Genomic DNA, 21,550 nt, shown 5'->3' with positions numbered 1-21,550 from the left:
CCTTACCTTCCTGTCTCTTGTTCAATTATCCTATAAAATCCCTTTTTTAACAATTCGTTCTTACTCGTGCACAATCGAGACCCATTGTTGGGTCAGCGCCGATTGACCGTCTTCCGTCAACCAGACAAGAGCCGTCGTACTCGTCGCGTCCGGTAACTTTTCCCGCACCAGTCCCGTCATGTCGAGCTCGCGGAGCGTACTTTCCGGTAACAGTGTCACCGCTTGTCCACAACGGACAAGTCCAATCAAGGTCAAGACGTCGGAACAGGTCTCCTGCGAGACGACCCCGAACTGCTGGCTGAGCGTCTGAAAGACACCAAGTCCTTCCTGACTCGGAATGATGACATCGGCGTCCGGAAAATCAGGATGATGGATTTGATAAAACGGTTCCTCTTCCATCCACTCAATCGTGACACCTTGTGCCTCAATCGGCAGCCGGACGAGTGCCACGTCGATCGCATGATCCTTCAAACGATCAATTAAGGCAGCGGACTCGCCCTGATGAATTTGCAGCGTGATCCGGGGATGTCGTCGTTTCATCTCTTGCACCCATCCCGTCAATCGACCGGCGGACAACGTATTGACCCCGATCCGTAAGATGCCGGTCCGTCCTTCCTTGATGTCACTGACTTCAATCCGGGTTTCCGCTTCATACCGCAACAAGGAGACGGCGCGTTCATACAGCCGCTCACCGCTTGCCGTGATCCGGATGCCGCGTCCCGCCCGTTCAATCAGCCGTACACCAAGCAACTCTTCCATCTTCCGGATCTGTTGCGTCAAAGCAGGCTGTGCCATCCGCAGTCGTTCCGCCGCCCGTGTGACGGATTGTTCTTCGACGACCGCACAAAAATACCGATATTGGCGTAAATCCATATTCATCATCTCTTTCATATGTTTTCAATCATAAATATGTATGAATCATAACATCAATCATATGATACGATGCTGAAATCAGCGATTTTTAAAGGAGACGATTTTTGTGAAACGTACGACGTCCACGATTCAGTGGATTATTTTCTTATTAGCCAATACGATTGCCTTGCCAATCGTCGTCGCGAGCCTGTTTGATCTCTCGAGTGTCGAAACGGCCGCACTTGTCCAACGCTCCTTCTTTGTCGGAGGGATTGCCTGTTTTCTCCATGGATTGTTTGGTCACCGTTTACCAATCGTGTCCGGTCCGGCCGGCTCATGGGTCAGCATCTTTGTCGTCATCGCTGCGTTGCCGGTCGATTCAAAGACGGCCTTCACGATTGCGATGGCCGCTGTCGTCATTGCCGGCGTCGTCTTGATTTTCCTCGGGTTGACGGGATGGACCCGCTTTTTATTACCGGTCTTTACGCCGCTCGTCAGCGGAACGTTTTTGCTTTTATTATGTATGCAACTGACAGGCGTCATGCTTGGTGCCGTCCTCGCCGTCGAAGCAACACGTCTTGCCGGCATTCTGACGTTCCTGCTTGTCCTCGGACTCAGTCAATTTGGTCCGACCCGCCTCCGGCCGTTCGCCTTGATGATCGGAATAGTCGTCGGCTGGTTGGTCAGCCGTCCGTCGTTACCGGAAGCGTCCGGTATCTTTGCCGTTCCGTCCGCCTTACCGTTCGGGATGCCGCAATTTGACGGCAGCGCCTTTTTGGTCGCGATTCCGTTTGCGATTCTTTTGATCGTCAACTTGATTGCCGCGTTAAGCGCCGTCGAAGCGACGATTCAGAAAAAAGGGGCCTTGAATCAAGGGCTCACGGTCGAAGGGATCATTCACTTGATCGCGGCGACGTTCTCGACGCTCGTTCCGGTCCCGTTGCCGATCACAAGTGGTTTCATCGCCCAGACGGGAAGTAAGGAACGCCGTCCGTTTTTGATTGCCTCACTTGTCATCGCCTTGGTCGGGTTTTTCCCGAGTATCATCGGCATCATCGCGACGTTGCCGCGCAGTGTCGCCAGTGCGGCTTTACTCGCAACGTTACCGCACATGTTCCTGATTGCCTGGCAGTCTGCTGAAAGCAGCATGACGACCAGTCGCCGCAAGCATGCCTTTGCGATTTGTGCCGTCATCGGAATCAGTATTCTGTTGCAATCGACGGTTTTGGCGGAAATCCTGCCGCTGACGTTACGTCCGTTCTTCAGTAACGGCTTATTGATTGGCACGATGCTTGTGCTTGGGTTTGAAGTCATCGAACGGTTCCGTTCACGCCGCGATGCCAAATCAGAACGACTTGCCAGTTAATCTATACGTCAAAGTAAATCCCCACTTTCTCGCAAAACGCGACAGAGTGGGGATTTTTTGTTTGAAATCATATGAAAGTAGTCCATTAAACTCGGCTTCTTCCCGTGACTCCTACAGGAAAAAGCGCGTGCTTTTCGCGCTGTCAGAGGCAAACGAGACCCGGCTCCTCGTCCGAAAGTAACAGGCGCCACGGCTCGTGTCTCGCCTGAGGAAAGCACGGAAAAAGAAGACAAGTTTCATTTCATCTAACTTTACCGTACCTCACGCCACCATCTGCGTGTCTCACTGGCAGCAGTGACACTTTCGCCAATCATCGGTGTCACGACCGACACCTCATGTTTTACAGCTTCTTTCAGTAAACGTTCGACCGGTTCGTACCACGGATGAAACGCCAGTGTAAACGCCGACCAATGGACAGGAATCAGCACATCCCCTTTGACATCGAGATGCGCAGCGAGTGTCTGTTCCGGCAACATATGTGAACTCGACCACCGGGTATCATATTGGCCACATTCCATAATGGTTACATCAAACGGACCATACTGTTCCCCGATTGCCTTAAAGTGTGGACCGTAGCCACTGTCTCCGCTGAAGAAGACTTTCTTCGATCCCTCAATTACCCATGACGCCCAAAGCGTCGAAAATTGATCAAGCCCGTTACGACCCGAGTAGTGCCGGGCTGGTGTTGCCGTCAAACGGAGACCATTCGTCTCGACCGATTCGTGCCAATCCAGTTCCGTAATCCGGTCCGGATCTACCCCCCAGCCTTTTAGACGGCTTGCGACACCAAGCGGGACGATGAATCGACCGACCCGGTCTTTTAACGCCAAGATCGAATGATAATCCAAGTGATCGTAATGATCATGCGAATAGATGACAAGATCAATCGGCGGCAACGAATCGAGATCGACCGGCGCCGTCGTTTGGAACCGTCCGCCTCCGAGTTTCGGGAACGGTGACGGCGCACGACCGAGCATCGGATCAAAGAAAATCGTTTGTTGATCGAGTTCAAGCAGGAACGCCGAGTGTCCGAACCAGGTTATCCGCGGCTCTGTTCCGTCCGTCCGTCGTTCAAACGGGACGACCGGTAACGGTTTGACCGGCTTTAGCGATGGTAATTCCCGACCGTAATCTTTTAAAATACTTTTCATCGTCTCCCATTCCATTTTCAGTTGGAACGGTAATTCATTCTGAAACTTTCCGTTCGAAAACTGACGGGACCGCGTATACTGCTGTTGATCTGCTTTTGACGGCCGGCGACCAAATAACGGATAACGGGCCATGAAGACTGCTCCAAGGACGCCGATTCCGGCTAGTGTTGCTACTGTTTTTTTCATTTTTCTTCACCTCTTTGATACATTCAGTATAGCACCGGCGATTTTTAAAGCGGTAATGAACAAACTTCACTTCCCCTAAAAAAAGACGTAAAACTGAGTATCTCAGTTTCACGTCTACTATTTAGTCTAGATCGTCCGCTTTCCATTTCGAACGATCGCTCTTGTCGTGATCGGATTCATGCTCCGACTCATAATCGTTGACGCCCGGATTTTCGACTTTTCCGTCATGCCGATGCCCTTCATCATGTAAATGATCACGTGAGTGGTCATGATCATGATCGTCATGCCGGTCTTTTGCGAACAGCGCGATTCCACCCCGCTCGACTTCTTGATAATGTTGTTCTGCTTCGTGATCGGAATGACCGACGCGCTTCAACGTTTCCCGTAACGGCGGTTCGTGACTGAACTTCGATTTGACTTGATCAATCCAGGAAGCACCCGATGCCTCATCCGCTGCGCCATCCCGTCCAACCACGGAAAAATCAGAGTCCTTATGACCTTGTTCTCTCAGAGCTTGCATTTTCTGATGTAAGCTCGATTCATCATGGAAAATCCCGATAAATTTCTTAGCCATCGTCAACACCATTCCTCTCACCAAGATATGATTTTACAGACTCCAATTTTTACCCTTGTTTCGCCTTCGCAAAACGAAAAAAGGCGTATCTTCCGCTGAAACCGGAAAGACACGCCTTGTTTGAATTAGTCTTTGAGTAATTGTGGCGAATCGACGAGCGTGATGACACCGTCGTTTTTCTGAACAAACCGTTCATACACAAAGTCATTGGCAAATAACAGCACCGGATTTTCCCAACGGTCGTAGACAAGGACGGTCCGTGAATCCGTCAATTTCTTGACTTCACTGATTTCCGTCACCTTGACCCATTTCGCGACTTGGAAGTTCGCCGCATCTTTTAAGATGTCAACGCCATATTCGCCTTTCAGACGGTGCTCGAAGACTTCGAATTGAAGTTGTCCGATCGCCCCAAGGATGATTTCGTTGTATTCCGTCTTGTAGACCTGAATCGCACCCTCTTGCGCGAGCTGTTCGACACCTTTTTGGAACTGTTTGGATTTCAGTGCGTTTTTCGTGAAAACTTTCAAAAACAATTCCGGCGCGAACGTCGGCAACGCTTCGTACTGAAGCGTCGGATCGCCGTTTGTGATCGTGTCCCCGATTTGGTAGTTGCCGGAATCATAGAGACCGATGACATCGCCTGCAAATGCTTCGTTGACCGTTTCCCGCTCGTCCGCCATGAACTGTGTCGATTGGGATAACTTCATTTTTTTGCCGGTCCGTGTCAGGACAACTTCCATGCCGCGGTCGAATTTCCCGGTACAGATCCGCACGAAGGCAATCCGGTCACGGTGATTCGGGTTCATGTTCGCTTGAATCTTGAAGACAAAGCCGCTGAAGAATTCTTGTGCCGGCTCGATTTGTCCTTTGTTCGACTCACGCGGTGTCGGTGACGGTGACAAGTTGAGGTAATGCTCAAGCAACGGTGTGATTCCGAAGTCGACTAGGGCCGAACCGAAGAAGACCGGTGTCAATTCACCTTTCGCAATCAACTCTTCGTCATACGCATTTCCCGCTCCGTCGAGCAGATCCACTTCATCCACCAACGTATCGTACATCTCGTTGTTGATCGTTGACGCCAACTGATCGTTTGCGAGTCCTTCTTCGCCGAGATCAATCGTCAGACGGTCATTCTTGAAGCAATGGAACTTCTCGTTGACGCGGTCATAGACGCCTTCAAACTGTTGACCCGATCCGGCCGGCCATGTGACGGCGACTGATGGAATGCCGAGGACTTCCTCGAGTTCTTCCATCAATTCGAGTGGATCACGCGCTTGACGGTCCATCTTGTTGATGAACGTAAAGATCGGAATCCCGCGCATCCGACAGACTTGGAATAGTTTTTTCGTTTGCGACTCGATCCCTTTTGCGGCATCGATGACCATGATCGCCGAGTCGACGGCTGTCAGGATCCGGTACGTATCTTCCCCGAAATCGGAGTGACCCGGTGTATCCATGATCGAGACGATTTTTTTATCGTATTCAAATTGCATGACGGATGACGTAACGGAGATTCCCCGTTGTTTTTCGATCTCCATCCAGTCGGATTTTGCGAATTTCGAGTTTTTTCGTGCTTTGACCGATCCCGCTTCGCGGATCGCGCCACCGTGGAGTAAGAATTTTTCAGTTAATGTCGTTTTCCCGGCATCCGGGTGGGAAATAATTCCGAAGATCCGGCGTTTCTCGACTTCGGTTTGGAGTAATTTTGTCATGTAGGGTAATTCCTTTCACCTATATATTAAAAATCTTCTTAAAAAGTGGTTAACTCGCTCATTTTCGCAACTAGTCTATCATACCGAATTTTCGCAGTCTCGTCCATTTCACTTTATTGACTCAATTTTCAGAGTTTTAGTTGACAAAACATTCCAATCTTTTATACGATGACGAAGAAGTTCACTATTACAAGAAGGAGGAGACGTACAATGTCACAATCATTTAATCAGCAACAACCGATTTACGTATTGGCTACAACTGTACGTCACCCAATCGTTTAATTTTTAATTAAGCAGGGTGTACGTATGCGTATACGTACATGCTGCCCTCTTATATCAGGACGGGTATGCCCATAATTGTGCGTATCCGTCTTTTTCATGGTCTAAAAACGGAAGTATAAGGGGTTTTGTTTATGTTTACTGCATTAAAACAGCTTGATCGTAACATCTGGATCCGGTTCGTCGGGGAAACGATTACCGGGGTCATGATGTTCATGATTGCACCATTTCTTGTTCTCTATTACTCGGAACAGCTGGATTCGTACTTTTTAGTCGGGATCATCATGGCGACCGGTCCGATCACCTCGTTGTTCGGTTCATTTGTCGGTGGATATCTCGCTGACTTGTATGGACGAAAACCACTCATGGTCATTTCGATCGTCGGCGATGTCATCGCGTTGATCGGATTTTCATTCGCCGATTCGTTTTGGCCGTTGCTGCTGATGAATGCCTTGCTTGGTCTGACGAACTCGTTGTTCCACCCGGCAGCCAGCGCGATGGTCGCTGACGTCACGCCACCCGAACGACTGAACGAATCGTTTGGTCTCCTCCGGATGGGGCATAATGTCGGTGCCGCGTTTGGTCCATTGATCGGGAGCGCCGTCTTGTTCGTCGACCGGTCGTTAATTTTTTACGCCGCCGCCGCCGTCTTTTTCCTCTATGCTCTCGTCCTGCTGTTCTTTATCGCGGAGACGAAACCTGATCAGCTGGAACAGACACGGGATGAACCACAATTATCCGCCTTCACCGTCTTACGAAAAGATCATGTCTTTTTAATCTTCATCGCTGCCGGTGTCTTCATCTCGATGGGCTTTTCGCTCGTCGAAAGTATGTTGCCTGTATTTTTGAAAGAAGCTTTACCGGGTCTTCCGAATGACAAAAATCCATTTCCGTACTTGATGGGGTTAAACGGGATCATGGTCGTCCTGTTCCAGTTCCCGGTCGCAGCGCGCTTGTCCGGAAAAGCGTTCGGGAAGGTCATGTTGCTTGGGGCGTGTGTGTTCGGAGTCGGTATGATTTTACTCGCCTTCGTCCCGTCCTATCTGTTTTCGCTCGGAACGGACTACATCGTCCTTGTGACGATCTTACTTGTCATCTACGCTCTATATACGCTCGGTGAGATGATCATGTCTCCGGTCCAGATGACGTTCATCGCCTTGATCGCGCCGGAACACTTACGCGGCACGTACAACGGGGCCGCGAGTATCCAGTGGCTGATCGGTGGTGTGACGGCACCGTTGCTCGGATCACTGTTCCTTGATTCCGGAAACGGACAATATGCGTTAGCCGGTGTCGGTATCGCTTGTTGTCTGTCCGGACTCGTCTACCTCGCACTTGACCGGTCGATCCAGCGGGCCAAACGGTTGTCGCAATCGGCTTAATCTCAACTAATGGTTAAAAAGGCACCTTCCGATTGATTTCGGAAAGTGCCTTTGAATTTAGAAAAAAAACGATTCGTTCTCCGTTACTCGTACGGGAAAAAGCGCGTTTCGCGCTGCCAGAGGCAGGCAAGATCCGGTAACTTGGTCCGTTAGAATAATGGTTACGCGACTTGCCCCCCGCCTGAGCAAAATACTGGAGAATACGAATCGTTTATAGGACAAACTCTTTTTTTGTCTGAATGTCAGATGCATTCCATATAATTAGGGGCGTATCTTTTTTGTTTTTCTTAACTAACCATTAAGAAGGCAACACACCGTCTGCGACAAATGGTCCAAAAATCACCGGCAACGGATCTAACGTACGTTGCACTTCGGCAATGAATCGACCGGAACCACTGACGAAAACGATTGGATCGTCGATGGAGATGAGTTTTAAGAACGTCTCTACTTCGTCGTCCCATCCTTCAGCCTGAATGCTGTGAAAAATCAATCCTTGTTTCGTCAGTAAGTTGAGTGTCGCCACCAGATCCTTCGAGGACGGTTTTGTTGGTCGAACGTGTAAAATCGTTGTTTTCCGTCCGCTCATCAAGGCATATTTCGCTTCGTCGATGATCGCACCGAGATGGTGGCTTTCCGCGACTAACAAGACATCCAGTTGTGTCCAGTCCCCCTGTTGCTTGTATTTGCAAAAATGGCGGCACGTCTCGACCAGATGATGATGGACGATCCGCCAGGCTTCGAGCACGGGAGCCGTCGGTGCTAACTCGAGTTCGATCCGGACCGCTTCGATGATCTCCCGACTGACGATTTCCGGATAGGTTAAGATAAACGATTTTGTTTGATTGATCTCGTTTAATAAAATCATCTTGAACAATTCACTTGATTCCTGTTGGTTCGTCACGTGTTTCAACAGTTGACCCAGACGTAAAATCCGTAGTTCCATACTTTGAGACAGGAGTTCGAGATGTCCGATTTCCTGTAATTCTGCGCTATGCTTCATTTCTAACTGTCTATAAAAACGACTGGCAATCCGTAAGCCTTTTTGGTCCACTTCAGGTCCGACGGATTGTAATAGATGTAACGCCTGATCGAAATGCATGACATGACCTACCTCTCCTCGTTTATTATGCTTGACCGATTCGCTTAATTCAATCTTCAAAATGCATCTTTAGATAAACACATTTAAACTTGTACTTCATTTCAAACTTCTCTAACATGTGTATTTAAGTAGGTGATGAAAATGCGCATGACACGTTATACGGATTACGCAATCAGATCCCTGTTATTTGCCGGGGCACACTCTGATCGACTGGTCCGAATCCAGGAAGTAGCGGACTGTTACGACATTTCAAAAAATCATCTGATGAAAGTCGTCTATCGTTTAGGACAAAGTGGATTGATTCATTCTGTCCGTGGTCGAGGTGGCGGATTCCGTTTAGCAAGTCCGCCGGATGAAATTTATATTGGTGACGTGGTGCAGTTGTTTGAACCGACAACTCATTTTCTGGATCCACTTGAAGGAACGTCTGAACTTCCTTCGCTAGACCCTGCACGCGAAGCTTTTGATGACGCGATTGCTGCGTTTCATCAAGTCTTGAACAGTTACACGATACGTGATCTACTTCATCCAACGCACGCAACACATCGACAAATCCTTGAAATGATTCCGAGCCGCGACTAATCGTGGGCGGAATCATTTTTTTGTTCGCCGACATCACTGACACCTTCTGAATCCGTGCGTGGTATACTTATATAAGAAAGGAGGGGTACAGATGAACCCTCATGAAGAACTGAACAGTTTATATCTCCGCCTAAAAGAGGCCGATCCCTCACTTGAACGGGGCGAATCGCTCTGGACGATCTTTGAGGATACGACGGACGCTACACTCCGGCCCCTTGCTTTATGGACGTTTTCTCAAAATCAATTTGATTTGGGACACTTCCGTTCCTTTTTGGTTTCCTTTTCATTATTGATGGACTGGGTCCGAAAAGAGGAATTGACGTTAACACCTAAACAGGAACTTGACCTGTACTGGAACTATAAATCCTATTTAATTTATGCAGCCGAACAGGAAGATATGCCCGTCGCTTTATTAGAAGAAGATTTTGACCGGTTCGTTGATTTTTGTGACAGCCGCGGTTTTTTCCGGACACGGGACTATATCGGATTTATGATCTACAGCAAACTCGGTGACGAAGAACAGGCCGACCATTATCTTGCGGAATGGATCGATGCTCCGCCCGACGAATTAAGTGACTGTCCGTCTTGTGAAGGATTCAGCCGAATGACGTATGCGATCGAACGTGGTTTCGAGGACCGTGCCTTACTGCTTTATGCAGCGATTCGTCATGAACGAGGTTGTTCACGAATGCCCGATCAAGCCCACCCTTATATCTTACCTTTGTTCATCAGTCGAAAGAAAGACCGATTCGACTGGACGGAACAGTTGATTCAAGAAGTCAAACGCGTCAAACCTCTGTTCACGGGTGGCGATGAACCGTATCATCTCTACGCCGAGATGTATTACGACGCAAACTATGTCTGGTTGATGGAAGAGAAAAAACAATTGATCCCTCTGCTGACGGATAGAGGATACTTGCAATTCTTGTTGGCTCATTATGCAGCTTCGTACCGCGCAGCCCGCCATGCAGAAGTCGCTTATCTGGGTGTGCTCCGCTCGAATATTTATGAAGTCGCCCAAGAGCTCGACCGCCGGATTGATGGACACTTTTATTTGAATTTCGTCGAACGTGAACTCAAACGGGTGACGGAGTTCATCGTTTAATTTCTTGAGAGGACGTGTAGCGATGTTAGATCATGTACAATTAGCCGCTCCGAAAGACTCAGAAGAACAAGCTCGGGCTTTTTATGCCGGGCTTTTACATATGGAGGAAGTGGAAAAGCCCCTTGGCGTACAAGCAAGTGGGGGTGTCTGGTTCCAGTCACACGCGGCAGCTCTTCATCTCGGAATCGAAGAACCCTTTCATCCGGCCAAAAAAGCACACCCCGGTCTCACCTTTTCTCAACTGGATGACGTGGCGGTTCGATTGCAAACTGCCGGTTACCCCGTTCAGTTCGATGACCGGTTGGCACCACGCCGGCGGTTTTTCACGAAGGACCCATTTGGTAACCGGATTGAATGTATCGAACAACAAATTCCGGCCGTCGTCCCCAAACGCCTTACGGACGGTTCACATGTCCGGTTGTTGGCACCGGCATCAAGTTTAGCGACCGTCGAATCAAACATCCTCGACGGGGCGATCGAGGTGCTTCAATCACTTGGTCTTTGCGTCTCGATCAGCCAACATGCCCGGGCAGTCAATCCGTTTGGTTCCAGTGATCCTGCCTGTCGGTTAGAGGATTTGCATACGGCGTTTGCCGACCCGACCATCGATGCCATCTTGTGTGTCCGTGGTGGATTCAGTTCGAATGAGTTGCTTGACGGACTGGATTACGAGTTGATTCGCCGGAACCCGAAAATACTTTGTGGATTTTCCGATATCACGGCTCTCAGCCAGGCGATTTTTACGAAAAGTGGTCTTGTCACCTATTCTGGTCCGATGTTACGTGCCCTCGCTTCTCGTGATGCCTACACGTTACAGGCGTTCCGGAACATGTTATTCGAAGACAAGACGATGACCATTCAACCAAGTCACAATTGGCACGATCATGTGGACGGTAAAGACGTCACCCTTCCGAACCCGGGACATCTTTTCCTTTCACCTGGTACTGCTGCCGGTCGTCTGCTGGGCGGGAACCTCTGTACGCTCAACTTATTGCAGGGTACTGCTTATTTCCCCGACTTACGTGATAGCATCTTGTTCCTTGAAGACGATTACGAAGTACATCCGGCGACGTTCGCCCGTGACTTTGCGTCCTTGATGGCGCAACCGGGTGCCGACTTGATCCGTGGCATCGTCTTCGGTCGTTTTCAACTGACGACCCGGATGACAGACGAACACCTCCAGTATTTAGTTCAATTGTACCCATCCCTGTCATCGATTCCGGTCATCGCGGGTGCTGACTTTGGTCATACGATGCCTCTGTTCACGTTCCCGATCGGCGGCATCGCGCAGATCGAGGACGGAAAAATTTCGATCGGACACTAAAAAAAGAAGGAGTCGCGGCGATCCGCGTCTCCTTCTTTGTCAGTAATCGAGCAATCTCGAAGCATCGATTTGACGCTTCGATCCATCGGCAAACATCTCAAGTGTCGCGAGGATCTGATGGTCCATTAAGTCATAACGCAACAACGTAAAATCTTCCAGCGTCGAAATCGTCTTAAACGTCTTTCCGACCGTGAACGCTCGTTTCCGACTGGCATCCTGAGCTGGTATCGTTACGAAAATGACGGTAATGTCCATTCCGCTCGTATCATAATAAAACTCGACGACGCGACCATCCGCCGTCTCCGGCAACAGTCCTTTTTGTGGTCGTCCGGACTCATCTAATTGTACATAAGGTTGTAACATCGTTCCGCCTCGCTTTCTCCGTCATTTATCATAGCATGACAAAAAAAATTATGCTAATCTATAGTTGATGTTGAAAGGGGGATGAGTCACGGATGGCATGGTTCATGAACGGAATTTTGCTCTGGGGCTTTATCATGATCACACTGATGGCAATCGGCGGTTTCTTCATGTTCCGGAAGTTCCTAAAGAAACTTCCGAAAGAAGACGGCAAATCGATGATGGACTGGGAAGATGAATACATCGACCAGACCCGCCATTTATGGACGGATGAAACACTTGATTTATTAAATGCACTGGTCATGCCCGTTCCGACCGCATTTCGGGATGTGGCACGTCGAAAAATCGCCGGACGGATCGGACAGTTCGCGCTTGAAGAGCGTGCGTCGAAGATGACGTCTGAACTCGTCGTCAAAGGATATGTCTCGGCGACACCGAAACGCGATCATAAATTCTTGAAAAAAGCGTTAAACGAACACGCCATCGACTGGCGCGATTACGAACTTTATTTCCAAAACTAAACGGAAGGACTCTCGCTTGAGAATCCTTCCGTTTAGTTTTGCGGTAAATGTTCAACTGGAACAATCCCCGACTTGACTTGTTTGTATTTCAGATACATCGCAATCCGCCACGGCACGATCATTCCGAAAGCAACGAGATAAAAAATCCCTCCCGTTTCAAAAATATCGATTTGACCACCGATGATGAACTTTGCGACCGTCCGGACGATCAAAATCCCGAACAAGACGATGAAAAAGGCTTTTGAACGTTGCAGATAAATCTGCCCTTCGGCTTCATAAAAGTTGGACGTTTTGATCAAAAAAATACTAAAGATGGCTCCAATCAATAATGCTTCCGCTACTTCCGTCCATGTCAGACGAGAGGCTGGGTATAAAAACTGCAGCATCCCCGTCGACATCGCAAAAGGCGGGATCAAGATTTTTTTAGCGTTCGTCGGTTTAGCTGATGCTTTGACACGAATGAAACTGATCAGCAATCCCATGACGAGCGCTACCCCTGTTGATACCCAAATCATCCCATCACTTCCTTGTTAAAATCCGGTGAATCCAACGAGATCACTCATCCATGCTGCGAAGGCACTTAAGCCATCAAAATAAAGGACGATTCCGAACACCATCATCAACGCCCCACCAAATTTCGTCATCTTCAAGCTGTACTGGACGAACAGTCTCGAACGACCGACGAAAAAGGCCATCAATAAAAATGGAATCGAAAAACCTAAGACATAAAATAACATGTAAAGCATCCCTTGACTTGGATTCGTCGCCGCGAGTGCAATCACACCTGCCAAAATCGGACCCGTACAAGGTGTCCATCCGGCAGCAAAACCAATTCCAACGAGGACTGTACCGATGTAACCGCCCTTGCGTTCACCTAAATCGAGCTTTTTTTCACGCATCAAAAATGTCGGTTGCCATAATCCCAGCAGGACGACACCAAATACGAAGATGACGAGCGCACCGATCATCCGTAGCGTATCCCGATACGTAATGAAGACATCCGCTAAAAGCGAAGTCGACAGACCGAGCACCGCAAACACCATCGCAAATCCAACTAAAAACGCTAATGTATGCAACAATGAACGTTTTTCTCTGACCCCTTTTTCTTTTAAATCCGTTACGGAAACACCGGTAATGTACGATAGGAAAACCGGATATAACGGAAGCGTACAAGGTGAAACAAATGACAATACCCCTGCACCGAACGCTAACCAAAGCGAGAGCTCCATTTCAGCAGCTCCTTTCTAATAAGAAGAAGTTCCTTCTCTATTTTGCCAAACTAATCAACATTTAGCACCTATTATCTTCCGAAAGATTAAAAAGATTCACGAAGACGGAAATTACAAAAAAATTACATTTACACAAAACGACGGAAATGGCGTTGCGCTTGTGAAAAGCACTTGCTAGAATATGGATATGACACCAATGTAAGGGAGGATGCTATGACAAGCCAACATCTATTGACTTTAGCGATTGAAGCAAAGCGAAGTGAACTGTATCATCAAGCCGATCGGTCTAGTTTCACCTCCCCGCATGTTTTAAAGCTGAGCCACGAACTGGATTTGTTACTGCTCGAATATTCTCGGTTCGTCCAAAAGTATACGTACCCACGTTCAAACGACTCGGTTTTAGGATAACCCGAATCTACGAGACGTGTCATCGGGAGGTTCCCTTCCTTTGGCTCCAACATAATATATAGAGACAACCGTTGACGATATTCCTGCGTCAGCGGTTTTTTCGTGTTTCTTCTATATAACGGGTTGAAAATCATCCGATTCCATAACCTATCCTCCATTACTGCTTTTCATTTCGAAATTTCTTTTTTTTGAGTCTTTGGTCAGAGGAATAGTTAGAATATTTCCGCTATACCCCACCTAAAGTCCTATATTGGAATCATTTTTCCATGTATTATGACCCACGCGTGACAAAACACGCATTTTTGCAATCTGTTTGTCACACTAGCACAGTTTGTAACTTGAATGACTCCGACCTGTAAACGCACAACCCTGAATTGCCGTGTAAAGTAGGAACAGTAAACACAGCATATGTCAGGAGGACATCAATAATGAAAAAAGCAGTTTTCGCTGCAGGTCTTGCAGCAACGGCTCTATCAGTAGGATTCGCCCAAGAGACAGAGGCTGCCTCAGAGACGGTAACGGTAAATACAGCGGTATTAAATGTACGCACAGCACCTACAACGGCATCAGCGGATGTAGGTAACGTATATAAAGGTCAAAAATTAAATGTCGAAGGACGTTCTGGTGCTTGGATTCAAACAAACATCAACGGCCAAAAACGTTATGTTCACGGCACTTACACTTCAGCCGGTTCTTCGTTCGACTTTAAAAAAGCTACAGTCACTACGGCAGTATTAAACGTTCGTTCGCAACCAACTACTAACTCTAAAGATGTAGGCAACCTGTATAAAGGTCAGTCCGTTAACGTAGAAAGCAAAGTCGGTGCTTGGATCAAAACAACAATCGACGGGAAAACACGTTACGTACACAGCGCTTATACAACATTAGCAGGTTCAACAGCTAAAGCTGCACCAGCAGTAAAAGCAGCTCCTGTTGCAAAACCAGCTCCAAAGGCAGCAGCTAAACCTGCTACAGCAACAAAACAAACAACAACAGCAGCTAAATCGGGTACGAAAGTAACGATGAACGTTACAGCGTACACAAATGATCCATCAAACAATGGTAGCCAGCTTTATAACGGCCGTGCCTTAACTGCCAGCGGTTATGATGTAACAAATACGATCACGTACAATGGTATGCGTATCGTAGCAGCATCAGCACAATACCCAATCGGTACACGCATGCACATCTCAGGTATCGGTGAAGCAATCGTACTTGACCGTGGCGGCGCAATCCAAGGTAACAAACTTGACCTTCTCGTTGGTTCACAACAAGAAGCACTCAACTGGGGACGTCAAAACGTCACAGTCACTGTCTACTAATTTTAAACACAAACAACCTGCCGGGCGAGATCGCCTGGCAGGCTTTTTTTGTCATGAAACAGATGTCACATGTCCGGATTGTAACTCATACATCTTTTTGTATAATCCATCTTTTTCAATCAACGTCTGATGATTTCCTTGTTCGACGACTTCTCCTTGATGGAGGACTAAAATCAAGTCGGCATCCTGGATCGTCGACAGGCGGTGGGCAATCGCAATCGTCGTGCGCCCTTCCCGCATTCGTTTTAAAGCCACTTGGACTTTTTCTTCGGTTTCCGTATCAATCGAACTCGTAGCTTCGTCGAGAATCAAGACTTTTGGATCCCGTGCCATCGTCCGTGCGAAGGAAACCAATTGTCGTTCCCCTGCAGAAAACGTTGCTCCGCGTTCCGCAACCGGGCTGTCGTACTGCTCATCGAGCTGATTGATGAACCCATCCGCCTGGACGAATCGCGCGGCCTCCTCCACTTTCTTGAACGGAATCGAGGGATCAAACAAACGAATATTATCGGCGACACTTCCCGTAAAGAGGAAGGAATCTTGTAAGACAAGTCCGATATGCCGCCGCAGTTCATCTTCCGGTAGCTGTTCGAGCGGTTGACCGTCGATCAAAATCCGACCGGACTGATACGAATAAAACCGCATCAAGATATTGATGATTGAACTTTTCCCGCTTCCTGTCTGACCGACTAGAGCGACGGTCTGCCCTTTTTTCGCCTCAAAGGAGATCCCCTTCAAGACTTCTTTTTCTCCGTCATAACTAAAGCGGACATTTTCAAAGACGATATGTCCGTCCGATACTTCCGCATCACCCGCTATCGATTTAGAAGGTTCCGGCTCATCGGTATCGAGCACTTTGAAGACCCGATCTGCCGAGACGACAGCCTGTTGGAATTCAGACAGGCGTTGCATGATTTGCTGGACCGGCTGGAAAATCCGTTCCATGTAACTGATAAAGGCATAGACGACCCCGACTTGGACCGTTTGGGAAAAGGATAAAACACCAAAATAGGTGACTAACGTTGCGATGGTCAACGCGAGCAACAATTCGATGATGGGACGAAGTAACCAACTATCCAGCTTCAAGTTTTTATAGCGCCCATCCTGGTGGGCAACGTTGGTTTCTTCGAACTCTGCCATCAATCGTTTTTCCTGGCGAAATTGTTGAATGATCGCCATTCCGTTAATCGATTCATTGAGTTGTCCATTGATTTTTGACAACAAATCCCGGACTTCCGCATAATATCTTGTTGAATAACGGCGGTAGATCCAGATGATGAAGTAAAACAGCGGCAGCAGCACTAAGGCAATCGTCGCTAAGCGTGGCTCTAATAGATAGAGGAATGCGTACGTCCCGACCAACTGGACCCCACTTTGGACAAACGTCGACAAAACACCGATGTACAGCTCTTTGATCGCTTCCGTGTCATTGGTGATCCGCGAGACGAGGACGCCGGCTGGTGTGCGGTCGAAGTATCCGAGCCGGAGATGCATGACATGACGAAACACATCAATCCGCAGGCGTTGAATGACCTGTAAGGCAATCTTTTGGAACTCGAACGCCTGTAAATAATCGACGACGATTCCCGTCGTATGCAGTAACAAGTAGACCCCAAACAAAAGTGCCACTTCTTGAACGGGATAGTTGCCGACCGTGACATAGTCATCGATGAAGATTTTGACGAGATACGGTCCTCCAAGCTTTGCACCTGTCGTAATCAGGAGAAGCAAAAAAGCGACCAACACTTGTTTTTTAAATGGTTTGACGAATCCGAGCAATCGTTTCAGGACCGCCTTTTCGTTGATATCATGATTCAAACGTTCCACCTCCTTGTTCGACGAGTGACTCGAGCTGCTGGCGGTCATAGGTTTCTTTATACCAGCCACCCCGGTGGAGCAACTCGTCATGTGTCCCTCGCTCGATGATTCGGCCGGCATCGAGGACGATGATCTCATCCGTATGCGAGACAGCAGACAGTCGGTGGGCGACGATGATTTGTGATTGTTTATCATCCGCAGTCCGGAAGTGATCGATGATCGCTTCTTCCGTTTTCGCATCGACGGCCGACAACGCATCATCGAGGACGAGAATCGGACAATCGGCGAGTAAGGCACGGGCAATCGAAATCCGTTGTTTTTGACCTCCGGATAACGTCACACCCCGTTCACCAACCATCGTTGCATACCCTTCCGTGAAGCCAAGGATATCTTCATGGACCGCCGCAATCCGAGCCGCTTCCATGATCTGTTCCATCGAGGCATCCGGTTTTGCGAACGCAATATTATCAGCAATCGTGGCCGAGAACAGGAAATGATCCTGCGGGACGATGGCGACTTGTTTCCGGACCGTTTCACGCATCAATTGTTTGATGTCTTGGCCGCCAATCGAAATAGATCCGTATTTGACATCATATTCCCGTGACAATAAACGAACGAACGTCGATTTTCCGGCACCGGTTCGCCCGACGATCCCCAGGGTCCGTCCCGGTCTCAGCGTCACATCGATCTCTTGGAGGACGGGTTGCGTATCATAAAGAAAACGGTCAATCGAGACATGTAAATCGGTTGACGTGACTGTCGTCGCCGCTTCCTTCGCATCTTTGATTTCCGGTTCGATCGCAAGCATCCGCTCGATCCGGTCGTAGGACGCCCGTCCCCGTTCGACGATGTTAAACAACCAACCAAATGCCAGCATCGGCCATGTTAACAATCCTAGATATGTAGTAAAGGAAACGATATCCCCGATCCGGATTTCACCTTGTTGCAGTAAGTAGGCACCGTATCCGACGGCGATGATATACGACAACCCGACTAATCCAAAAATCGTCGGATCAAACAAGGCATCAATCTTCGCGACACGGCGGTTCTTTTGAACGACGTCGTCCGATAATGATGTAAACGTCCCGACGTCCGATTCGACCTCTCCCGTCGCCTTCAAGACGCGGACACCGCTGACACTTTCCGCGACCTTGTCGTTTAAATCGGAAAATGCTTCCTGGGCGTCATGGAACCGCGAGTGTAACATCTTGCCGTAACGTGAGGTCAGATAGACCATCAGTGGCATCGGTAATAATGAGACGACCGTCAGTTTCCAGCTGATCGTCGTCACCATCGTGATGATGACGAAACTCCCCATCGTCACCGAATCGACGAGTGTCAAAATACCGGCCCCCGCCGTCATCGAGACCGCCTGCACGTCGTTTGTCGCATGGGCCATCAAATCACCACTGCGGTACTTTTTATAAAATGACTGGTCTAAATCCGAAAAATGCCCATAGAGTTGACTCCGTAATAACCGCCCGAGCCGGATTGAGGCACCAAAGATAAAAAACCGCCAAAAATATCGAATGACATAGGTAGATACCCCAATCAACACCAATGTTCCGACAAGCTTCATCAAGTCATCCTTCGTCAAACTGCCTTCACTCAGACCGTTCACAGTCGAACCGATCACTTTCGGTGGAATCAGTTCCAGTCCGGCTACAAAAATCAAACAGATGATGCCCAGGCTGTATGCCTTCCATTCGAGTCGAAAAAACCAACTCAGTTTCCTGAAGACTCCCATACAAGTCCCCCCTTTTTTTAAATCGATTGAGTATTTTTAATAGTCTCACATTTTAGATTAGCCATCTTCCTAAAAAATAGCAAACAAAAGGAGACCAAACTGGTCTCCTTTTACAAGTCATTATTTTTTTGGTGATTTCATTGAACCACTCATCGAACGCATCACTTGGTTGACTTTCTTTTGTGATGGTTTTTGACCCATTTGCATCATCAATGTCTTAATCATATCTTCGTTGATTGGCGGGTTTTGCTCCAAATAGTTCATCATGTATCGGCGAGCGATATAGAAACCAAGGGCGACACCAGCTACCAAGCAAAGAAGGGCAATTAAAATCCAAATCCATGTAGCCAAGTTGCTTCCTCCTCTAACTTCAAACGTCGCTTTTTACTATACTATAATTTAAAGCCTTTGCATAGATAATGCAAAAAAAAGGTGCGCGCTTGCGCACCTTTCTTCATTAACCGAGTTGCTTGACTGTGTTCAAGACATTTTCGACAGACATGCCATATTCTTTTAAGAGCAGATCCCCAGGAGCAGAAGCACCAAAGCGGTCGATTCCGATGACTTGACCTTCTGTTCCTACATATTTGTACCATCCGAGTGAAGCACCGGCTTCAATCGCAAGACGTTTTGTGATCCGTTTTGGTAAGACGGATTCTTTGTACTCTGCCGATTGAGCTTCAAACAATTCCCATGATGGAAGTGAGACGACGGCAACCTTTTCACCAAGCTGTTGTTGCGCTTCAACCAAGAGATGGACTTCAGAACCTGTTCCCATCAAGATCGTATCCGCTGTTTCGATGTCACCTGCGATCACATATCCGCCTTTTTCAGCACCTTCGACCGTCGTACCTTCAAGTTCCGGTAATCCTTGACGCGTCATGACGAGAAGTGTTGGTTTGTTTTTCGATTGGACCGCTGTTTTCCAAGCCGCAATCGTTTCTTTTCCATCTGCTGGACGGTAGACCGTCAAGTTCGGCATCGCACGGAAGCTCATCAAGTGTTCGACCGGCTCGTGTGTCGGACCATCTTCTCCGACGGCAATCGAGTCATGTGTCAAGACGAAGATCGACTGGATACCCATCAACGCAGCTAAACGGACAGCTGGACGTAAATAATCCGAGAAGACGAAGAATGTCGCACCGTAAGGAATGACACCACCGTGTAACGCCATACCGTTGACAGCTGCTGCCATCGCGAACTCACGGACACCAAACCAGATATTACGGCCACTTGGATCGATATCGAAGTCCGCTTCCCCTTTGAGCATCGTGTTGTTTGATCCCGCTAAGTCAGCTGAACCACCGAAGATTGTCGGGATGTTTTTCGCAAGGGCGTTCAAGACTTCACCACTTGTCTGACGTGTTGCTTTTTTAGAAGTCAGATCATATGTTGGTAAATCTGCTTCCCAGTTGCTTGGCAGTTCGTTGGCGATTGCTTGAACGAGTTCCGCATGCAATTCCGGATGTGCCGCTTTGTAGTGTTCCATTTTCTCAGCCCATGCTGCTTCCGTGTCAGCGCCACGTTTGACGATCCGCTCTTCGAACAAGTCTTTGACTTCGTCCGGCACGTAGAATTCTTCGTGGTCCCAGATGTAGCTTGCTTTCGTCAACTTGATTTCAGCGTCTCCGAGTGGTGCACCGTGTGAAGCGGATTTTCCTGATTTGTTTGGTGAACCAAATCCGATGACCGTTTTGACTTCGATCAACGTTGGTTTTGTTGTTTCGGCTTTTGCCATTTCGATCGCTTTTGAAATCGAATCGAGATCCGTTCCATCTTCAACGCGAATGACTTGCCAGTTGTACGCTTCAAAACGTTGTTGGACGTTTTCAGAGAACGATTTATCCAAGTCACCGTCGAGTGAGATGTCATTTGAATCATACAGGACGACCAATTTACCAAGACCTAAATGTCCTGCCAGTGATGCCGCTTCTGCCGAAACACCTTCCATTAAATCGCCGTCGCCGCAAATTCCGTATGTGAAGTGATCGACGACGTTTAACTCGTCACGGTTGTATTTTGCTTCCAAGTGACGTTCTGCCATCGCCATCCCGACAGCCATCGCGATGCCTTGTCCGAGTGGACCAGTCGTCGCATCAACACCTGCCGTGTGACGGTACTCTGGATGACCTGGTGTTTTCGAATTCCATTGACGGAATGACTTCAAGTCATCCATCGCAAGATCATAACCTGATAAATGGAGGAGTGAGTAGAGAAGCATTGAACCGTGTCCTGCTGAAAGTACAAAACGGTCACGGTTGAACCATTCTGGATTTTTAGGGTTGTGGTTCATATGATCCGCCCATAATGTAAATGCCATCGGTGCTGCACCCATCGGCATTCCCGGGTGACCCGAGTTCGCTTTTTGTACTGCATCAATTGATAAGGTACGAATCGTATTTACTGCTAATAATTCTACTGTTGTCATGTTCGTCAAAACAATCATCCTCTCTCTTTTTCACAAATTCCTTCTCATTTTAGCATATCAAGAAATGTGATACAACTTTTCTAAATAGTATGTCACATTAAAATG

General features: G+C 48.1%; 20 protein-coding genes. 8 read left to right on the top strand and 12 right to left on the bottom strand.

Annotation, left to right across the window (positions count from 1 at the left end):
• Nucleotides 1–60: 60 nt before the first annotated feature.
• Nucleotides 61–873, bottom strand: a complete 813-nt coding sequence (locus KNQ13_RS04720) for a LysR family transcriptional regulator (protein ID WP_026831170.1) — start codon at nt 871–873, stop codon at nt 61–63.
• 106 nt (nt 874–979) lie between these two features.
• On the opposite strand from KNQ13_RS04720, the gene KNQ13_RS04715 reads away from it, so the two are divergent.
• Entirely contained in the window at nt 980–2,218 is a 1,239-nt protein-coding gene (locus KNQ13_RS04715; protein ID WP_026831169.1) for a purine/pyrimidine permease, read from the top strand.
• Between the two features lie 251 nt (nt 2,219–2,469).
• Here the strand turns inward: KNQ13_RS04715 and KNQ13_RS04710 are convergent, their stop codons facing one another.
• The 3 genes from KNQ13_RS04710 to KNQ13_RS04700 all read right to left on the bottom strand — a co-directional run bounded on the left by KNQ13_RS04710 (nt 2,470) and on the right by KNQ13_RS04700 (nt 5,841).
• Entirely contained in the window at nt 2,470–3,555 is a 1,086-nt protein-coding gene (locus KNQ13_RS04710) for an MBL fold metallo-hydrolase (RefSeq protein WP_014970090.1), read from the bottom strand.
• Between the two features lie 121 nt (nt 3,556–3,676).
• Nucleotides 3,677–4,129 (bottom strand): general stress protein, encoded by a 453-nt coding sequence (locus tag KNQ13_RS04705; protein WP_236624421.1) that lies wholly within the window; start codon nt 4,127–4,129, stop codon nt 3,677–3,679.
• 125 nt (nt 4,130–4,254) lie between these two features.
• Entirely contained in the window at nt 4,255–5,841 is a 1,587-nt protein-coding gene (locus KNQ13_RS04700) for a peptide chain release factor 3 (RefSeq protein WP_014970088.1), read from the bottom strand.
• A gap of 413 nt (nt 5,842–6,254) precedes the next feature.
• Between KNQ13_RS04700 and KNQ13_RS04695 the strand changes: the two genes are divergently transcribed.
• The gene (locus KNQ13_RS04695; RefSeq protein WP_014970087.1) at nt 6,255–7,502 is read left to right on the top strand and encodes an MDR family MFS transporter; all 1,248 of its coding nucleotides are present in this window, start codon (nt 6,255–6,257) and stop codon (nt 7,500–7,502) included.
• A gap of 298 nt (nt 7,503–7,800) precedes the next feature.
• On the opposite strand, the gene KNQ13_RS04690 is transcribed toward KNQ13_RS04695, so the two are convergent.
• Nucleotides 7,801–8,601: a hypothetical protein gene (locus KNQ13_RS04690; RefSeq protein WP_051004049.1), complete on the bottom strand. Its 801-nt coding sequence runs from the start codon at nt 8,599–8,601 to the stop codon at nt 7,801–7,803.
• A gap of 141 nt (nt 8,602–8,742) precedes the next feature.
• Between KNQ13_RS04690 and KNQ13_RS04685 the strand changes: the two genes are divergently transcribed.
• The 3 genes from KNQ13_RS04685 to KNQ13_RS04675 all read left to right on the top strand — a co-directional run bounded on the left by KNQ13_RS04685 (nt 8,743) and on the right by KNQ13_RS04675 (nt 11,612).
• Nucleotides 8,743–9,183 (top strand): RrF2 family transcriptional regulator, encoded by a 441-nt coding sequence (locus tag KNQ13_RS04685; RefSeq protein ID WP_014970085.1) that lies wholly within the window; start codon nt 8,743–8,745, stop codon nt 9,181–9,183.
• A gap of 91 nt (nt 9,184–9,274) precedes the next feature.
• Nucleotides 9,275–10,288, top strand: a complete 1,014-nt coding sequence (locus KNQ13_RS04680) for a hypothetical protein (protein ID WP_026831167.1) — start codon at nt 9,275–9,277, stop codon at nt 10,286–10,288.
• A gap of 22 nt (nt 10,289–10,310) precedes the next feature.
• Complete coding sequence (locus tag KNQ13_RS04675) at nt 10,311–11,612, top strand: VOC family protein (RefSeq protein WP_051590524.1); 1,302 nt, start codon at nt 10,311–10,313, stop codon at nt 11,610–11,612.
• 39 nt (nt 11,613–11,651) lie between these two features.
• Here the strand turns inward: KNQ13_RS04675 and KNQ13_RS04670 are convergent, their stop codons facing one another.
• Entirely contained in the window at nt 11,652–11,975 is a 324-nt protein-coding gene (locus KNQ13_RS04670) for a hypothetical protein (protein WP_026831165.1), read from the bottom strand.
• Between the two features lie 92 nt (nt 11,976–12,067).
• Between KNQ13_RS04670 and KNQ13_RS04665 the strand changes: the two genes are divergently transcribed.
• Nucleotides 12,068–12,493 carry a DUF2621 family protein gene (locus KNQ13_RS04665; RefSeq protein ID WP_026831164.1) on the top strand — a complete coding sequence of 142 codons (426 nt, stop codon included), beginning with the start codon at nt 12,068–12,070 and terminating at the stop codon, nt 12,491–12,493.
• Between the two features lie 32 nt (nt 12,494–12,525).
• Here the strand turns inward: KNQ13_RS04665 and KNQ13_RS04660 are convergent, their stop codons facing one another.
• Together KNQ13_RS04660 and KNQ13_RS04655 are read right to left on the bottom strand one after the other, a co-directional pair.
• On the bottom strand, nt 12,526–13,008 hold the full coding sequence (locus tag KNQ13_RS04660) for a CcdC family protein (RefSeq protein ID WP_026831163.1): 483 nt from the start codon (nt 13,006–13,008) through the stop codon (nt 12,526–12,528).
• A gap of 15 nt (nt 13,009–13,023) precedes the next feature.
• Nucleotides 13,024–13,722, bottom strand: coding sequence for a cytochrome c biogenesis CcdA family protein (locus KNQ13_RS04655; RefSeq protein WP_209548139.1), 699 nt, complete (start codon nt 13,720–13,722; stop codon nt 13,024–13,026).
• A 213-nt stretch (nt 13,723–13,935) separates the two neighbouring features.
• On the opposite strand from KNQ13_RS04655, the gene KNQ13_RS04650 reads away from it, so the two are divergent.
• A complete protein-coding gene (locus KNQ13_RS04650) occupies nt 13,936–14,130 on the top strand; it encodes an aspartyl-phosphate phosphatase Spo0E family protein (protein WP_014970079.1) in 195 nt (64 codons plus the stop codon).
• 428 nt (nt 14,131–14,558) lie between these two features.
• Nucleotides 14,559–15,452: an SH3 domain-containing protein gene (locus KNQ13_RS04645; protein WP_014970078.1), complete on the top strand. Its 894-nt coding sequence runs from the start codon at nt 14,559–14,561 to the stop codon at nt 15,450–15,452.
• Between the two features lie 51 nt (nt 15,453–15,503).
• Here the strand turns inward: KNQ13_RS04645 and KNQ13_RS04640 are convergent, their stop codons facing one another.
• The 4 genes from KNQ13_RS04640 to tkt form a co-directional block, all read right to left on the bottom strand.
• Nucleotides 15,504–17,270, bottom strand: a complete 1,767-nt coding sequence (locus KNQ13_RS04640; protein WP_026831161.1) for an ABC transporter ATP-binding protein — start codon at nt 17,268–17,270, stop codon at nt 15,504–15,506.
• Nucleotides 17,260–19,017, bottom strand: a complete 1,758-nt coding sequence (locus KNQ13_RS04635; protein WP_026831160.1) for an ABC transporter transmembrane domain-containing protein — start codon at nt 19,015–19,017, stop codon at nt 17,260–17,262. Before KNQ13_RS04635 ends, KNQ13_RS04640 begins: the two co-directional genes overlap by 11 nt.
• A gap of 120 nt (nt 19,018–19,137) precedes the next feature.
• Nucleotides 19,138–19,368, bottom strand: coding sequence for a YneF family protein (locus KNQ13_RS04630; protein ID WP_012370001.1), 231 nt, complete (start codon nt 19,366–19,368; stop codon nt 19,138–19,140).
• A gap of 106 nt (nt 19,369–19,474) precedes the next feature.
• A complete protein-coding gene (gene tkt, locus KNQ13_RS04625; protein WP_026831159.1) occupies nt 19,475–21,463 on the bottom strand; it encodes a transketolase in 1,989 nt (662 codons plus the stop codon).
• Between the last annotated feature and the right edge of the window lie 87 nt (nt 21,464–21,550).

This window comes from Exiguobacterium sp. s128, from assembly GCF_018618815.1.
Lineage (GTDB): Bacteria > Bacillota > Bacilli > Exiguobacteriales > Exiguobacteriaceae > Exiguobacterium_A > Exiguobacterium_A antarcticum.
The sequence above is the reverse complement of the archived record's forward strand: the minus strand, read 5'-3'. Positions and strand labels throughout refer to the sequence as shown.

Excerpts from the sequence above, each read along its gene's own strand:
- KNQ13_RS04720 (WP_026831170.1), bottom strand. The coding sequence starts at position 873 with ATGGATTTACGCCAATATCGGTATTTTTGTGCGGTCGTCGAAGAACAA.
- tkt (WP_026831159.1), bottom strand. The coding sequence starts at position 21,463 with ATGATTGTTTTGACGAACATGACAACAGTAGAATTATTAGCAGTAAAT.
- KNQ13_RS04665 (WP_026831164.1), top strand. The coding sequence starts at position 12,068 with ATGGCATGGTTCATGAACGGAATTTTGCTCTGGGGCTTTATCATGATC.
- KNQ13_RS04695 (WP_014970087.1), top strand. The coding sequence starts at position 6,255 with ATGTTTACTGCATTAAAACAGCTTGATCGTAACATCTGGATCCGGTTC.
- KNQ13_RS04650 (WP_014970079.1), top strand. The coding sequence starts at position 13,936 with ATGACAAGCCAACATCTATTGACTTTAGCGATTGAAGCAAAGCGAAGT.
- KNQ13_RS04705 (WP_236624421.1), bottom strand. The coding sequence starts at position 4,129 with ATGGCTAAGAAATTTATCGGGATTTTCCATGATGAATCGAGCTTACAT.
- KNQ13_RS04670 (WP_026831165.1), bottom strand. The coding sequence starts at position 11,975 with ATGTTACAACCTTATGTACAATTAGATGAGTCCGGACGACCACAAAAA.
- KNQ13_RS04655 (WP_209548139.1), bottom strand. The coding sequence starts at position 13,722 with ATGGAGCTCTCGCTTTGGTTAGCGTTCGGTGCAGGGGTATTGTCATTT.
- KNQ13_RS04660 (WP_026831163.1), bottom strand. The coding sequence starts at position 13,008 with ATGATTTGGGTATCAACAGGGGTAGCGCTCGTCATGGGATTGCTGATC.
- KNQ13_RS04680 (WP_026831167.1), top strand. The coding sequence starts at position 9,275 with ATGAACCCTCATGAAGAACTGAACAGTTTATATCTCCGCCTAAAAGAG.
- KNQ13_RS04700 (WP_014970088.1), bottom strand. The coding sequence starts at position 5,841 with ATGACAAAATTACTCCAAACCGAAGTCGAGAAACGCCGGATCTTCGGA.
- KNQ13_RS04675 (WP_051590524.1), top strand. The coding sequence starts at position 10,311 with ATGTTAGATCATGTACAATTAGCCGCTCCGAAAGACTCAGAAGAACAA.
- KNQ13_RS04685 (WP_014970085.1), top strand. The coding sequence starts at position 8,743 with ATGCGCATGACACGTTATACGGATTACGCAATCAGATCCCTGTTATTT.
- KNQ13_RS04690 (WP_051004049.1), bottom strand. The coding sequence starts at position 8,601 with ATGCATTTCGATCAGGCGTTACATCTATTACAATCCGTCGGACCTGAA.
- KNQ13_RS04710 (WP_014970090.1), bottom strand. The coding sequence starts at position 3,555 with ATGAAAAAAACAGTAGCAACACTAGCCGGAATCGGCGTCCTTGGAGCA.
- KNQ13_RS04635 (WP_026831160.1), bottom strand. The coding sequence starts at position 19,017 with ATGGGAGTCTTCAGGAAACTGAGTTGGTTTTTTCGACTCGAATGGAAG.
- KNQ13_RS04645 (WP_014970078.1), top strand. The coding sequence starts at position 14,559 with ATGAAAAAAGCAGTTTTCGCTGCAGGTCTTGCAGCAACGGCTCTATCA.